We start from the raw sequence: 15,751 nt of genomic DNA on the forward strand, positions 1-15,751 counted from the left end.
TTTTTTATGTTAAATAGAAATTGTTGTATTTTTTGTTTGTTTTGTAATTGATTTGAAATATTTAATTCTCAGAATCCAATTCTTTTTTATGTTTTTTGAAAAATAAGTTTCTATTTTTTCTGAAATATTTTTCCACGTTCGGATTTAATTTTTCTGATTTTTCTTCACCTAATAAAAATCCCCAAGGTTTTAATTCTGGTATATGATCAAATATAATTTTAGCCATTGCTAAAATCGGAATTGATAAAAACATCCCCATAATTCCCCAAGTCATTTCTCCAATTACTAAACCTATAATAATAACTAAAGAGTTTACTTTTACTTTAGATCCTACAATTTTTGGCATAACAATATTTCCGTCAATAGCATGTACAACAATATAAGCAATTAAAACGAAAAGTACTTGGCTTGGAGCTCCTGTTGCTAAAGTTAAAATTGAAGAAATTATTACAGAAATTGTAATACCAACATATGGTACGATGTTTAAAATACCAGTTAATAAAGCTAATACGAAACTATATTTTACACCTAAAAAGCTTAATGAAATGTAGGTTAAAATGGATACAATTAGCATTTGTAAAAACAATCCAATTAAGTATTGTTTAACCATATTTTGCGTATTGTATATTACAGAAAGTACGTGTTTATGCTGTCTTTCATGAAAAATATAAAATATAAATCTGATTAAATGTCTTCGATATATTAATATGAAAACGATATATAAAAACGAGAAAACGGATAAGATTGAATATCGTGTGATTCCACTAAAAACTCGTTCCAATATTATTGTTCCAAAGTCAAAAGTTTTACTCAAATTTTCATTCAAATATTCAATTTGCATTCTCGAACTCACACCATAATTTCTTGCTATCCATCGTTGTAAATCATTTATCAATTCTGTGATTTGAGCTTGAAATGCAGGCCATTCATCCGCAATATCTATCAATTGATTGACTAAAATATAGATTATTCCAGCAATAAATCCAAAGAAAAGTAGTGTGGTAACGAGGCTTGAGAGCACTCTTGGAAAAAAGAAGAATCTTTCGAAAAAATTACAAAAAGGTACAAGTAATATTGAAATAATAAAACCAAGAATAAGTGGTATCAGAATAGTTTGACCGATAATAGCAAACCATCCAAGCAATAATATTGATAGTAAGGAACAAGCGAGTTTGATATAAAACGGAAACTCAGTTGTTTTTTTCGAAATCATAAATGTGTTTTATTAAAAAAAGCACTTACAACATGTAAGCGCTTTTTAAAGTTACTTGAAAATATTTTATTTTACAATTGTCATTTCGTCGATTAATCGTTGAGCTCCAGCATATTTCTCAACTACCCATAAAATGTAGCGAGCATCAACCATAATATTACGGCAGATTTCTGGATCGTAGTTTAAGTCAGACATTGTTCCTTCCCAAACACGGTCAAAGTTTAATCCAATTAATTCTCCTTTTGCATTTAAAGCTGGGGAACCAGAGTTTCCTCCAGTTGTATGGTTTGTAGCGATAAAGTTAATTGGTAATTTTCCTGTCGCGTCTTTGTAATCTCCGTAATCTTTAGAGTCGTATAAATCTACCATGTGTTTTGGTAAATCAAATTCATAATCACCTGGAACGTACTTTTCAATTACACCATCAATGTAAGTAATCGGGTCGTATCGTACAGCATCACGAGGATTGTATCCATCAACTTTTCCGTAAGTTACACGTAAAGTAGAATTCGCATCTGGGAAAATTTTCTTGTCAGAAAATACTTCCATTTGCCCTTTCATATATGTACGCATTAACTTTGTGATTTGTGCGTTGTTTGCTAAGTAAGATGGAGCAACTTTAGTTTGATTTGCATCAACAACTTTTTGTAATTCTTTGATTAAAGCATCTTCTTTTAATGCAGCAATAAATGATTTATCATCTTTTGCTAATTCTTGAATGTTTCCTACAAAAGATTTTCCGTTTACTTTTTTCGTACCGTTAACTACTGAATTTGCTAAAGCAGTTTTAACAGCTTCTGGAGTAGAAGATGGTAATAATTCAGTAGGAATTACTTTGTAATAGTTATCAATTAAGTCTGAAGAAATTGCAGCATCTAATTCAGCATTATAATCTTTGTGCATTCCAGCTAATTGGTTAACTGCACGAGATTTTACTTCCTCGTAGTTAGGTTTTCCAACAGCATTTAATACATTGTTTAATGCTAATGCCATTCTGTAAGTTTCAGAATTAGATCCGAAAGTTTCAGCATATACATTATAAGCTAAATTGAATTTCTCATTAGCGATTACAACTGTATTTAAATCATTGATAATTGTACCATATTCAGCATTTAATTTCTTGTTATTCTGAATACGTTTTGTAAACTCAGCTTCATATTGTTTACGTTTTTCAACAGCGTTAGAACGGTTTAAACCTAAGTTTTCTCCAATCCATTTTTTGTGTGCATTAGAAATACGAGCTTGTTTAGAAGCATAAGCGATACGTGTAGCATTATCTTCACGCATTTTTTTATCAATATGCGATAATGTAATTGTACGTACATTAATACGAGCAGGGTTTAAAGATTCTTTAATTTGCTCGATAGATGCAGCTGGTAAATATTCGTCAGTTGAACCTGGGAAACCATAAACAAAAGTGAAATCGTTTTGTTTAATACCACCAATATTTACTGGTAAATGGTGTTTTGGTTTGTAAGGAACGTTATCTGCAGAATATTCAGCAGGATTGTTATTTTTATCAGCATAGATACGGAACATAGCAAAATCACCAGTGTGACGAGGCCAAACCCAGTTATCTGTATCATTACCATATTTTCCAATTGCTGATGGAGGTGCACCAACTAAACGAACATCTTCAAAAGTTTCTGTTGTAAATTGGTAATATTCATTTCCTTTATAAAATGCTCTTGTAAATGTTTTTTGGAATTGAGATGTTTTAGTTTCAGCAGTTAATTTTTCAATATTTGCTTTAACAATTGTTTCACGTTGTTCCTCAGTCATCTCAGGTTTAGTACCTTTTAAGATTTTCTTCGTAACATTCTCAATTTTAGTAATAAAAGTTGCAGTTAAACCTTTGTTAGGTAACTCATCTTTTAATTCTTTTGCCCAAAATCCATCTGTTAAATAATCATTTTCTAATGAAGAGTGTGATTGAATTTGACCATATCCACAGTGGTGATTTGTTAATAATAATCCTTGAGGAGAAATTACTTCAGAAGTACATCCACCACCAAAGTGAGCTACTGCATTATTAATACTTTTATCACCTGTACTAAAGATATCTTTCGATGAGATTTGTAATCCCATCTCTTTCATTTCTTTTTCATTCAACTCTGTAGGAATCCACATACCACCACCTTGCTGAGCAAATCCCATGTAACTTGCTAATAAAGTGAATAATAATGATCCTCTAACCATCATTTTTTTCATGATTCTTCTTTTTATAATATATAAACTTCCCAAATATAACAGATTCAGAGGGGATAGCCATATATAAATGTGAAAATTTCAAGTGAATTCTAAAAAGTTGATAAACTAGTTATTATCATTTAATTTGTTAAATATTTAATTTAGTTTAGCCATACTTAAATTAACAAACTATATATAAAGATGCTAAAGAAAATTTTTACTTTACTTATCGGTGCAGCAACTATTACATCTTGTACAATTGCGGAGGAAGTTGTTGTAACAGATAACGGAGGAGTTGATTATGTACAAAAAATTGAAATGCCACAAATGGCAGCAATGATGGGTGCAGCAGATATGGACGAAAAAATTGAAATGAACCAGATTTCTAATACTGAATTTACATATTTAGAATTTTTAGAGAAAATGCAATCAATGGGATCCAATAAAGCTCCAAAAAATTTAAAGGATTATTCTATTTATAAAGAAGATCTAAATACCATCGATTTTGTGAAATTTAGATTGGATATGAGAGATAATTTCGCTTTTGAAGTGATTAATAGAGCAAAATCTATTGAAGAGTTCAATTCTAACAGTACAGTAATTGAAAATACATTTGCTGTAATTAGTGATAAAGAAAAAGCGAGAATTGAAGCTGAAAAATTAGCTGAAGAATCGAAAAAGAAAAAGAAGAAAAAGAAAAAAGGTGAGGAAGAAGGTTCTCCTTTTGATGAATTATTTTCAGATAATCCATTATCAAATTTCTCAAGTATGAAATTTGCATTTGATGGAAAAACTTTTTCTAAAATTATTGAACCAGAAAAATATTTAAAGGAATATAATACAGACGATTTAGAAACGGAGGAAGAGAAACAGATTTTTGCAAGTATGATGAAGCAAATGAAGTTTAAATATAAATATACTTTCCCAAGAAAAATTAAATCTGTAGATGTAAAAGATGCTATGTTTACTTCGGATGGGAAATCATTTATTAAAGAATATAGTTTAGACGAATTAATTAAAGACCCTACACTAGGTAATTTTAATGTAGAGCTTGAAGATTAAAAATATATAACCACCTTAATTTAGGTGGTTTTTTTATTGGGATAATCTATAAAACGTTTTGTAAATTTGTTATCACAAAATTACTATTTAATGAAGCAAGAGGTAATCTTCCAAGATTTAGGAAATGCTCGTGATTATCAAGAAATCTGGGATTTACAGGAAGAGTTATTAGCCGAAAATATTGCAGTAAAACAATATAACAGAGCACAAGAAAAAGAAGGTTTAACAGATTTTAAATCAACAAAAAATCATTTGTTTTTTGTTGAACATCCACACGTTTATACATTAGGTAAAAGTGGAGATGTAGAAAATATGTTAGCCAACGAAGATAAATTAAATGAAATTGAAGCCACTTTTGTAAAAACAAATAGAGGTGGAGATATCACATACCATGGGCCAGGGCAATTAGTTGGTTATCCAATTTTGGATTTAGAAACTTTTAAACCGGATATTCATTTATACATGCGTAATTTAGAAGAAGTAATTATACGTACAATTGCAGAATATGGTTTAAAAGGAGAACGTTCTTCTGGCGAAACTGGTGTTTGGTTAGATGTAGGTAAACCATATGCACGTAAAATTTGTGCCATGGGAGTAAAAGCTTCTCGTTGGATTACAATGCATGGATTTGCTTTAAATGTAAATTCAGATTTACGTTATTTTGAATACATTATTCCTTGCGGAATAAAAGATAAAGCAGTTGCTTCTTTAAATCGTGAATTAAATTGTGAAATAGATATGGAAGAGCTAAAATTATTCGTTAAAAAACACTTTGAAGAAGTATTTGAAGTCAATTTAAAGAATAGTTAAAAAGATTTTTATTTTAAGTTAGATTTAACATATATTTAGAAACTACTTGATTAGTCAGGTAGTTTTTTTTAATTAAATCTATTACAAACATATGAGTCAATCACAAAAAACTAATTGGGCACAGTTTGTTCCCTTAGTTACGGTTTTTTTCTTCTGGGGATTTGTTGCAGCGAGTAACGATATCTTGATTCCAGTATTTAAAAAGGCATTTGATTTAACACAAGGACAAAGTCAGTTCGTTTCATTAGCATTTTATATTGCTTATACCGTAGGATCGGTAATTTACATGGTAGTTTCTTTAGCAACAGGAAAAGATTTAATCAACAGATTTGGTTATAAAAATAGCTTAGTTTTTGGTTTATTGGTTTCAGCTTTAGGAACTTTATTATTTATACCTGCAGCAAATACAGGTTCGTACGAATTAATGTTAGCGGGTTTATTTACGGTAGCATTAGGATTTTCTGTACAACAAACGGTGGCAAATCCATTAGCCATTGCGTTGGGAGATGCTAAAACAGGTTCACAACGTTTAACATTGGCAGGTGGTATCAATAACTTAGGAACTACAATTGGACCATTAATTGTTGCTTACGCTATTTTTGGAGGTTCATCTAATGATACAGATTTAAGTATAGAAGCGGTTAAAATTCCATATATATGTTTAGGAATAGCATTCTTTTTAGTTGCTGTATTTTTAAAATTTTCAAAACTTCCTAATCATCCAGAGAAGGATTTAGAAGAAGATTCAAATTCAGTAACCAAAGATAGATCTTCTGCTTTAAAATATCCACAATTAGTATTAGGGATGGTTGCTATTTTCTTATACGTTGGTGTAGAAGTTGCAACAGTAAGTAATTTACCTGATTATATGGAGAAGGAATTAGGCTTCTCAATTTCTCAAGTAGCACCTTACGTATCTCTTTACTGGGCAAGTATGATGATTGGCCGTTGGGGTGGAGCTGCTGAAGCTTTTGGATTAGATAAATCAAAAACAATGGCTCTTAAAGTTATTGCACCTTATTTAGGATTTGGAGTTTTCTTATTAGTTAACTATATTGCTGGTAACGATTTGCAACCATTTTATTTTTACGCGGTAATTATTTTAATCTTAATATTAGCAGATATTTCAACTAATGGAAATCCTGCACGAATGTTATTAACGTTCTCAGTTATCGGAATCATCGCATTATTAATCGGTATGAATAGTGAAGGTTTGGTTTCGGTATACGCAATTACATCAGTTGGTTTATTCTGTAGTACATTATGGCCATGTATTTTTGCTTTAGCTGTAAACGGATTAGGGAAAAATACATCTCAGGGTTCATCTTTCTTAATTATGATGATTATGGGAGGAGGAATTATGAGTTATGTACAAGGTTTATTAGCCGATAGTTTCTCAATTCACTTTAGTTATATCGTTGGTGTCATTTGTTTTGCTTACTTAGCATTTTATGCAGTTACAGCACAAAAGATTTTAAAAAATCAAGGAATTAATATTGATGAATTAGAATCTGAAGGTAGTCATTAATATTAATCATCTTCAATATTATAGCCACTCATATTTTGAGTGGTTTTTTTATTACAATAAATTTTAATAATATCACATTCTTGTAGATATTAAATAAAAGAAATGTTAAATTATCTATATAAGATTATTATTTATTATAAATAAATAATTTGGTTGTTAAATATATATTACTTATCCTTACTCTTACAGATGTAGCTAATAAATCAGCAAATAGATATAATACAGCCCAAATTTGGGCCATAGTATATTTGTCAAGTGTAGTAATAATTCCGTACAGCTCTGCGCCAAATTTTGCACAAGTAAATCTAGTAGATAGAAGTTATTGGGTATTATTATTTCGATGAAATAAGATGGTAAAAATAAACAACAATTATTGTAGATGTTACAAATGATGTGTTGATTAATAATGCAATAAATTCTAGTATTGATTAGAGTGTAATTCGACTAGACTTATACGAACTTCAGCAAATGTAATAGCAATTAATAATTCAGGTGAAATAGGAATTGGTTTAATTTTGCTAACTAATAACTTTCTTGTAAAATCTCTATCAAATCTACTCAAAGTAGAAAGGGTGTCATCAAATGCTTATTCTGATAAAGATGACATTAATGTCTAACTAAACTAACTTAGTTGTTTTAAGTATAGGGTTATAAATAATAATAAAAAAACCTCATCTATCTATGAGGTTCTTTATTTTTAAAATATTGCTTCAGCAACTTTTTTAGTGTTTACAGAATTACTCATGGTATAAAAGTGTAATCCTGGAACACCAAATTCTAATAATTCTTTACATTGATTAATCGACCATTCGATTCCAATTTCCTTAATAACTTCTTTGTCTTTCGCTTTTAAAACTTCTACAGCTAAATCTTCTGGTAAATCGATATAAAAATTCTGAGGTATAGAAGTCAAATGATTAAAAGTTGTTAACGGTTTAATACCCGGAATAATCGGAATATTAATATCCATTTCTCTGCATTTATTTACAAAATCAAAATATTTCTTGTTATCAAAAAACATCTGAGTTACAATGTAATCAGCACCTAATTCTACTTTCTTTTTCAGATAATACATATCCATCGCTAAATTCGGCGATTCAAAATGTTTTTCTGGATATCCTGCAATTCCGATACAAAAATCCATCTGATGTGATTCCTGAATCTCATCATCTAAGTATTTTCCATCATTTAAAGCTGTAATTTGATCAATTAAATCTGATGCATGAGCGTGACCACCAATTTCTGGAACAAAAGATTTTTCAGATTTAATTGGGTCACCACGTAATACCAAAACATTATCAATTCCTAAGAAATTCAAATCAATCAATGCATCTTCCGTGTCTTCTTTTGTAAATCCACCACAAATTAAATGCGGAATTGCATCAACCTTATAATGATTTTGAATTGCTGCACAAATCGCAACTGTACCAGGGCGTTTTCTTACCTGATAACGTTTCAATAAACCATTATCTTTTTGTTTGTAAATAAATTCTTGTCGATGATAAGTAACATCAATAAAAGCCGGATTTAGTTCCACCAACGGATCCAAAGTCTTAAAAGTGCTTCTAACATCTTGTCCTTTCAACGGTGGCAAAATCTCTACAGAAAATAATGGTTTTCCATTCGCGCGTTCTATGTGTTCAGTAACTTTCATTTTTTATCATTTAACGAAATTTGTGTTTCGGACTTCGTTCATTTTTTATATTAATTCCCCGAAATTTAAAATCTATTTTCGGTTTTGTATTTTTATTTGGGCGTTCCCTTCGGTCGGGCTTTCCGTTTCAATCTTTTTTTTGCACTTCGACAAGCTCAGTGACCAAAACAAAAGGATTTCCACTGCAATCCCTAACGCATTTTTTTAGTTTTGTTCTAAGTTCATGTCATCTTTAACTCGTTTCAGGATCTCATCCTTTCGATATGCGAAGCTGAACTAAATTCAGCTTGACGATTTTCATCATTTTGAGTAAAAATCTCAGATTTTTGTATCGAGAAACAAGACGAAACGCTATCATTTTAAGCCTATCGAAGAATCTTTTAAACTCAAAATTCTCTAACTTCTCGATACAATTTTCTTTATTTTATTCCGAAAAATCACTCGAAGTGACAATTTAGTCATCCTGAACTCGTTTCAGGACCTCATCCTTTTGATATGCGAAGCTGAACTAAATTCAGCTTGACAAATTGGAAATGTCATTCTGAGCTTTTCGAAGAATTTATCAACTCAAAATTCTCTAACTTCTCGATACAATTTTCTTTATTTTATTCCGAAAAATCACTCGAAGTGACGATTTAGTCATCCTGAACTCGTTTCAGGATCTCATCCTTTGATATGCGAAGCTGAAATAAATTCAGCTTGACGATTTTCATCATTTTGAGTAAAAATCTCAGATTTTTGTATCGAGAAATAAGATGAAACGCTATCATTTTAAGCCTGTCGAAGAATCTTTTAAACTCAAAATTCTCTAACTTCTCGATACAATTTTCTTTATTTTATTCCGAAAAATCACTCGAAGTGACAATTTAGTCATCCTGAACTCGTTTCAGGATCTCATCCTTTGATATGCGAAGCTGAAATAATTTCAGCTTGACGATTTTCATCATTTTGAGTAAAAATCTCAGATTTTTGTATCGAGAAATAAGATGAAACGCTATCATTTTAAGCCTGTCGAAGAATCTTCTAAACTCAAATCTCAAATCTCATCACTCACTACTCAAAAACCTAATTAAGCCAAATTAGGACTTAACCAACGTTCAGCTTTTTCGACAGAAATTCCTTTTCGTTGAGCAAAATCTTCCACTTGATCCATTTTAATTTTTCCTACACCAAAATATTTAGCTTCTGGATTTCCGAAATAGTAACCTGAAACCGAAGAAACAGGATACATTGCCAAAGAACTTGTCAAGTTGATTCCAGCATTTTTTTCAACATCTAAAATCTTGAAAATGGTTTCCTTTTCTAAATGATCAGGACAAGCAGGATAACCAGGCGCAGGACGAATTCCTTTATATTTTTCAGCAATTAATTCATCGTTCGCTAAATTTTCATCAGCTGCATATCCCCAATATTCAGTACGAACAACTTTATGTAAGTATTCAGCGTAAGCTTCGGCCAAACGATCAGCAATTGCTTTTACCATAATCGAATTATAATCGTCTAAATTATCTTGGTATGCTTTGGCAAAATCTTCTATTTCTGTTCCTGCCGTTACTGCAAAAGCACCGATATAATCCTCAATTCCTGAATCTTTTGGTGCAATAAAATCTGAAATGGATAGGTTAGGAGCGTCTTTTGATTTTTTTGCTTGCTGACGAATTGTATAAAATTCATCTATTTTATTGTTGTTATCATCCAACAATTCAATTGTATCATCATTTATCGTGTTAGCTTTGAATAATCCGAATACACCTTTTGGTTGAGCAATATTTTCTTTTTCAATTTTGTTTAGCATTGCTAATGCATCAACATATAATTCTTTTGCGTTGGAACCAACAACTTCATCTTCTAAAATTGCAGGGAATTTTCCATGTAAATCCCAGGTTTTGAAAAATGGAGTCCAATCAATAAAATCTTTTAAATCAGAAACACTTGCAGTATGCGTAAAAACACCTAATTGATTTGGATGAAAAGGTTTATTTGTTTCAAAATCGATTTTTAATTTATTAGCTCTTGCAGCTTCAATCGATAAATATTCTTTAGCTACCGCACGATTCAAGAAGCCTTCACGGATTTTCGTATAATCAGTTTGTGTTTCATTAAACAATTCGTGTTGTTGAGAACCAATCAATTTTTGACAAACGGTAACCGAACGAGACGCATCTAAAACATGAATCGCCTTATCATATTCTGGAGCTATTTTTACCGCTGTATGCGCTTTAGAAGTCGTTGCGCCACCAATCATCAAAGGAATTTGATAATCTAAGCGTTTCATTTCTTTTGCAACATGAACCATTTCGTCCAACGATGGTGTAATTAACCCTGAAAGTCCAATTACATCTACTTTATTATTCTGCGCTTCTTCTAATATTTTTTCAGCAGAAACCATCACACCTAAATCAATTATCTCAAAGCCATTACAACTTAAAACAACTGAAACAATGTTTTTACCAATATCATGTACATCGCCTTTTACGGTTGCCATCAAGATTTTAGCTGGTTCTTTATCTGTTTTATTTTTTAATTTTTCTTCTTCTAAATAGGGTGTAAGGTAAGCAACGGCTTTTTTCATCACACGAGCTGATTTTACCACCTGAGGCAAGAACATTTTACCACTCCCGAATAAATCTCCAACGACATTCATTCCATCCATTAAAGGACCTTCAATCACACGAAGAGGAGATTCAATTTTAGCTAAAGCTTCAGCTGTATCTTCATCAATAAACTCAGTAATTCCTTTAACTAAAGCAATTTCAATACGTTTTTCTAATGGTAATTCGCGCCAAGCATCGTCTTTTTTCTTTTCTTTTGTAATTCCTTTTAACCCTTCTGCAAATTCGATTAAACGTTCAGTTGCATCTTCACGTCGATCCAATAAAACATCTTCTACGTGTTCTAATAATTGAGGTTCGATATCATCGTAAATCTCAATCATTTCAGGATTAACGATTCCCATATCCATTCCATGATTAATAGCGTGATATAAGAAAGAAGAATGCATCGCTTCACGAACCGCATTGTTTCCTCGGAACGAAAACGAAACATTAGAAACTCCACCCGATACTAAAGCGTGAGGTAAGTTTTCTTTGATCCATTTTGTTGCTTCGAAGAAATCAATTGCATTGCGGCGATGTTCGTCCATACCAGTTGCAACAGGGAAAATATTCACATCAAAAATGATGTCTTTTGGATTGAATTTTACTTGATTGACTAATATATCATACGAACGTTTTACAATTTCGATACGTCTTTCGTAATTATCTGCTTGACCATTTTCGTCAAAAGCCATAACGACAGTAGCAGCACCGTAACGTTTGATTTTCTTTGCATGTTCGATGAATATTTCTTCACCTTCTTTCAAAGAAATTGAATTCACAATGGCTTTACCTTGAACATTTTTAAGTCCCGCTTCTATGATTTCCCATTTAGAAGAATCAATCATAATCGGAACTTTTGAAATGTCTGGTTCAGATGCGATAAGTCGTAAAAATTTTACCATCGCAGCAACGCCATCAATCATTCCTTCATCCATATTGATATCGATGATTTGTGCGCCACCATCAACTTGGTCACGAGCAACTTGTAAAGCTTCTTCGTGTTTTTCTTCTTTGATTAATCGTAAGAATTTTTTAGAACCTGTAACATTGGTACGTTCACCAACATTTACAAAATTTGAATTTTCTCGAACAATTAATGGTTCAAGTCCAGAAAGTTGAATTTTTATGCTTGACATGTAACATTAATTTTGCGAGGTTCGTAATCTTTTGCAATTTCAGCCATCATTTGGATGTGTTCTGGTGTTGTACCACAACAGCCACCAATGATGTTGACTAATTTTTTTTCTAAAAATGGACGAATATGTTCGCGCATCATTTCAGCAGTTTCATCATAGCCACCAAAAGCATTTGGTAAACCAGCATTTGGATAAGCACTTACATAAAATGGAGCTTTATCAGCTAAAACTTCCAAATATGGAATTAAATCTGTTGCACCAAGTGCACAGTTTAATCCTACCGAAAGTAAATCGATATGTTCTAAAGAAATTAAAAAAGCTTCAGTTGTTTGACCTGAAAGTGTTCGTCCAGATTTATCAGTAATTGTTCCTGAAGCCATTAATGGAATTTCTATTCCAGTTTCTTCAATAGCATCCTGAATACCATAAAATGCTGCTTTAGCATTCAATGTATCAAAAATTGTTTCAACTAAAAGTGCATCAACACCAGCTTCAATCATTGTTTTAGCTTGACGATAATAGACATTTGCTAAAGTATCAAAATCAATATCTCGGAAACTTGGATCATTAACTTGCGGAGAAATTGAAGCCGTTTTATTCGTTGGGCCCAAAGAACCTAATACAAAACGAGGTTTATCTGATGTAGAATATTCTTCGCAAGCTTCTTTTGCTAAACGAACTGCCTCACGATTTAATTCGTCCACTAAATCAACCATATCATAATCTTGCATCGAAATGATGTTGGCGTTAAAAGTATTGGTTTCGATTAAATCAGCTCCAGCAGCTAAATATTCGCAATGTATATCTTTGATGATTTGAGGTTGTGTTAATACTAACAAGTCATTATTTCCCTTTAATGAAGTATGGAAATCTTTGAATCGTTCTCCTCTATAATCTTCTTCTTGTAAATTGTGCTTTTGGATCATTGTTCCCATCGCACCATCAAGAATAGCAATTCGCTCTTTTAGTATATCGTTTAAAGTCATTTTAATTTGTTTAAACCATATAGCGAAAGTAGAAGAATTTTCTATTTCCTTATTTTTCTCTTGAATCGAGTAGGATGTAGCACCCAACAAAATTTGGGTTGCTAAGATATCATAGGGCCTAATCCCTCCATCTTTCGTTATAAGGTTAATGCAAATTTAAGATTATAATTGAATTTTTAGAAAAATTTTCTATTTACTATTGATTTATAAAGTTGTGTATTCTGTTATTTAACATTTTTTATTTATTATTATGAATAATATTCGTTTTTGTATTAATATTTTTAAGCAATTTATAGTTGTTTTAGAAAACAATTCTACTTTATTTAAAAACTATGGGATTTATAGAGTAATAATCAAAGAAATAATTTTCATGAATTTTAAAGTTATTCTAATAATATTCTGTATAAATCATATTATTAGAATAAAATTTATATAAACAATTTAAATAGTAGAATATTTAGAAAATTATTAAATTTTAACATTTTTAAAATTTGGTATTAAGATTTATAAATCTCTAAATTTGTCAAATAAATAGTTCATTAATATTTCAATTTATCAAGAAAAGTGGAGGGATATGGCCCTGAGAAACTTTAGCAACCTGAAGTATAATTCAAGGTGCTAATTCCATCCTTTGAGTAAAGGAAAGATGAGTATAAACTTTAACCAATCATTTTTATATAGTTTTAATTGGTTAAATCGTTTTTGGACATGCGGTTTAACCAATTTTTCACCACTTCTTTCTCGATATTTTGTTTGTAAAATTTTTTTAATAGATAGACAAAATAAATATGAATCAATCAATACAAAATCAATCAATCTATTCAGTAGATAGATCAGAAAAAAACAGTAATAGATTTAGTGATCGTCTGTTCATAACTTTCAATTTGTATTTCATTAATATTTAATCATTTTTTTACCATGCAAAAATTAAATATTGGACTTTTCGGATTTGGAGTTGTTGGAGAAGGTATATATAAGGTGTTAGAAGAAAAGCCAGAGTTGAATGCTTCAATAAAAAAAATTGTTATTAAAGATAAAGATAAGTTCCGAAATGCGCCATCTGAACTTTTTTCTACTAATGCAAATGATATTTTAAATGATGAAGAAATAAATGTTGTTGTTGAATTAATATCGGATTCAGATGCAGCTTATACCATAATTAAAAAAGCATTCAACAATAAGAAACATGTTGTAAGTGCGAATAAGAAATTAATTGCTGAAAATCACCTTGAATTATTACAGCTGCAAAAAGAAAATGATGTTTCGTTTTTATATGAAGCATCTGTTTGTGGATCGGTTCCTATAATTAGAAATTTAGAGGAATATTTTGATAATGATTTATTGAATTACGTTTCAGGAATTGTAAATGGAACAACTAATTACATTTTAACTAAAATGGCTAATGAAAATGATACATATCAAGATGCTTTAAAAGCGGCTCAAGAAAATGGTTTTGCTGAAGCAGATCCTACGGCAGACGTTGAAGGGTTTGATGCAGCACATAAATTAACAATTATTACTTTACATGCTTTTGGCAGAAAGATTGAATCGAATGATGTGATTAGGAAAGGAATTACATCATTGAAAACTAAGGATTTTGAATATGCAAAAGAAAAAGGTTTTACAATTAAACTGATTGCAAATTCACGAATTATTAATGAAAATGGAGAGTTAATTTCGACTGTTTTACCAACATTTGTAAAGCTTGATAAGACAATTGCATTAGTAAATAATGAGTATAATGGTGTTTTAATAGGAAGTTCTTTATCAGATGAACAATTTTTGTATGGAAAAGGAGCGGGACGGTTTCCAACTTCGTCAGCTGTTTTAAGTGATATTTCAGCTTTACAATATGATTATCAATATTCGATTAGAAAGAAATCTGATAAAAATATTATAGTAAATAAATCAGGAAAAGTTAAAGTCTATTTGGGTTCTGAAACAGAAGTTTCAGGAATTAAAGACTTTTTTGAAGATATTGAAGAACGATACCAAAGTAATTCTTATAATCATATTATTGGAACAATTTCTATTGTTCATTTAAAGAATCAGAAATTGTTGAATGATGAAAGATTATCTTTAATCGTATTCGAGTAATTTTTGTGGTGTTAAAAAAGAGTAACAGAAATGTTACTCTTTTTTTATTTGTATAAATAATTGTTCGAAATTTTTCTTTTTAATCAATCCTGAAAACTTTCCTAAAACTTCTAAATTTTCATCTAAAATTATCCATAAAGGAAAAGCAATATCTTTATTTGGAACAAATTCTGTAACAAAAGAATGTGTTTTATTTTGTGAATTAGGTTGATATTTTTGATCTAAGAATTCTATTACTTCTTCCGATTCCCCATTTAATTTTATATAATAGAAATCTGTATTTAGTTTAGATTTTATGGTTGGATGTTTTTCAATTTCTTTCTCTTGTATTTTACAAACACCACACCAATCTGTGCTAAAATAAAGGAATATCGGTTTTGAATTTTGTTTAAACTGTTGATTGAAATCTTTTAAATCAAACTGAGCTTGAACAAAAGTAAATGTTAAACAAAAAAGAAGAAATAGCCAATTTTTCATT

General features: G+C 30.6%; 10 protein-coding genes and 2 riboswitches. Of the genes, 4 read left to right on the forward strand and 6 right to left on the reverse strand.

Going from position 1 to position 15,751, the window contains the following annotated elements:
• Positions 1-61 precede the first annotated feature (61 nt).
• Entirely contained in the window at positions 62-1,213 is a 1,152-nt protein-coding gene (locus EAH69_RS08115) for an AI-2E family transporter (RefSeq protein ID WP_121934695.1), read from the reverse strand.
• A gap of 66 nt (positions 1,214-1,279) precedes the next feature.
• The gene (locus EAH69_RS08120; protein WP_121934696.1) at positions 1,280-3,424 is read right to left on the reverse strand and encodes a S46 family peptidase; all 2,145 of its coding nucleotides are present in this window, start codon (positions 3,422-3,424) and stop codon (positions 1,280-1,282) included.
• 180 nt (positions 3,425-3,604) lie between these two features.
• Here EAH69_RS08120 and EAH69_RS08125 point away from each other — a divergent pair, with 180 nt between their 5' ends.
• From EAH69_RS08125 to EAH69_RS08135, 3 genes are all read left to right on the forward strand, one after another.
• Positions 3,605-4,465: a hypothetical protein gene (locus EAH69_RS08125; protein WP_121934697.1), complete on the forward strand. Its 861-nt coding sequence runs from the start codon at positions 3,605-3,607 to the stop codon at positions 4,463-4,465.
• Positions 4,466-4,555: 90 nt separating this feature from the next.
• Entirely contained in the window at positions 4,556-5,275 is a 720-nt protein-coding gene (lipB, locus tag EAH69_RS08130) for a lipoyl(octanoyl) transferase LipB (protein ID WP_121934698.1), read from the forward strand.
• Positions 5,276-5,366: 91 nt separating this feature from the next.
• Complete coding sequence (locus EAH69_RS08135) at positions 5,367-6,803, forward strand: MFS transporter (RefSeq protein WP_121934699.1); 1,437 nt, start codon at positions 5,367-5,369, stop codon at positions 6,801-6,803.
• Between the two features lie 697 nt (positions 6,804-7,500).
• Here EAH69_RS08135 and metF read toward each other — a convergent pair.
• The 3 genes from metF to EAH69_RS08150 all read right to left on the reverse strand — a co-directional run bounded on the left by metF (position 7,501) and on the right by EAH69_RS08150 (position 13,176).
• Positions 7,501-8,457 carry a methylenetetrahydrofolate reductase [NAD(P)H] gene (metF, locus tag EAH69_RS08140; RefSeq protein WP_121934700.1) on the reverse strand — a complete coding sequence of 319 codons (957 nt, stop codon included), beginning with the start codon at positions 8,455-8,457 and terminating at the stop codon, positions 7,501-7,503.
• 1,069 nt (positions 8,458-9,526) lie between these two features.
• Positions 9,527-12,190 (reverse strand): methionine synthase, encoded by a 2,664-nt coding sequence (gene metH, locus EAH69_RS08145; RefSeq protein ID WP_121934701.1) that lies wholly within the window; start codon positions 12,188-12,190, stop codon positions 9,527-9,529.
• Entirely contained in the window at positions 12,178-13,176 is a 999-nt protein-coding gene (locus EAH69_RS08150) for a homocysteine S-methyltransferase family protein (protein ID WP_121934702.1), read from the reverse strand. Before EAH69_RS08150 ends, metH begins: the two co-directional genes overlap by 13 nt.
• A gap of 46 nt (positions 13,177-13,222) precedes the next feature.
• Positions 13,223-13,322, reverse strand: a riboswitch (SAM riboswitch).
• Positions 13,323-13,725: 403 nt separating this feature from the next.
• Positions 13,726-13,829, forward strand: a riboswitch (SAM riboswitch).
• Between the two features lie 265 nt (positions 13,830-14,094).
• Here EAH69_RS08150 and EAH69_RS08155 point away from each other — a divergent pair.
• A complete protein-coding gene (locus EAH69_RS08155) occupies positions 14,095-15,273 on the forward strand; it encodes a homoserine dehydrogenase (RefSeq protein WP_121934703.1) in 1,179 nt (392 codons plus the stop codon).
• 33 nt (positions 15,274-15,306) lie between these two features.
• On the opposite strand, the gene EAH69_RS08160 is transcribed toward EAH69_RS08155, so the two are convergent.
• Complete coding sequence (locus tag EAH69_RS08160; RefSeq protein WP_121934704.1) at positions 15,307-15,750, reverse strand: thioredoxin family protein; 444 nt, start codon at positions 15,748-15,750, stop codon at positions 15,307-15,309.
• Between the last annotated feature and the right edge of the window lies 1 nt (position 15,751).

The sequence above is a fragment of the Faecalibacter macacae genome (assembly GCF_003687725.1).
GTDB lineage: Bacteria > Bacteroidota > Bacteroidia > Flavobacteriales > Weeksellaceae > Empedobacter > Empedobacter macacae.

Excerpts from the sequence above, each read along its gene's own strand:
- EAH69_RS08115 (WP_121934695.1), bottom strand. The coding sequence starts at position 1,213 with ATGATTTCGAAAAAAACAACTGAGTTTCCGTTTTATATCAAACTCGCT.
- EAH69_RS08120 (WP_121934696.1), bottom strand. The coding sequence starts at position 3,424 with ATGAAAAAAATGATGGTTAGAGGATCATTATTATTCACTTTATTAGCA.
- EAH69_RS08125 (WP_121934697.1), top strand. The coding sequence starts at position 3,605 with ATGCTAAAGAAAATTTTTACTTTACTTATCGGTGCAGCAACTATTACA.
- lipB (WP_121934698.1), top strand. The coding sequence starts at position 4,556 with ATGAAGCAAGAGGTAATCTTCCAAGATTTAGGAAATGCTCGTGATTAT.
- EAH69_RS08135 (WP_121934699.1), top strand. The coding sequence starts at position 5,367 with ATGAGTCAATCACAAAAAACTAATTGGGCACAGTTTGTTCCCTTAGTT.
- metF (WP_121934700.1), bottom strand. The coding sequence starts at position 8,457 with ATGAAAGTTACTGAACACATAGAACGCGCGAATGGAAAACCATTATTT.
- metH (WP_121934701.1), bottom strand. The coding sequence starts at position 12,190 with ATGTCAAGCATAAAAATTCAACTTTCTGGACTTGAACCATTAATTGTT.
- EAH69_RS08150 (WP_121934702.1), bottom strand. The coding sequence starts at position 13,176 with ATGACTTTAAACGATATACTAAAAGAGCGAATTGCTATTCTTGATGGT.
- EAH69_RS08155 (WP_121934703.1), top strand. The coding sequence starts at position 14,095 with ATGCAAAAATTAAATATTGGACTTTTCGGATTTGGAGTTGTTGGAGAA.
- EAH69_RS08160 (WP_121934704.1), bottom strand. The coding sequence starts at position 15,750 with ATGAAAAATTGGCTATTTCTTCTTTTTTGTTTAACATTTACTTTTGTT.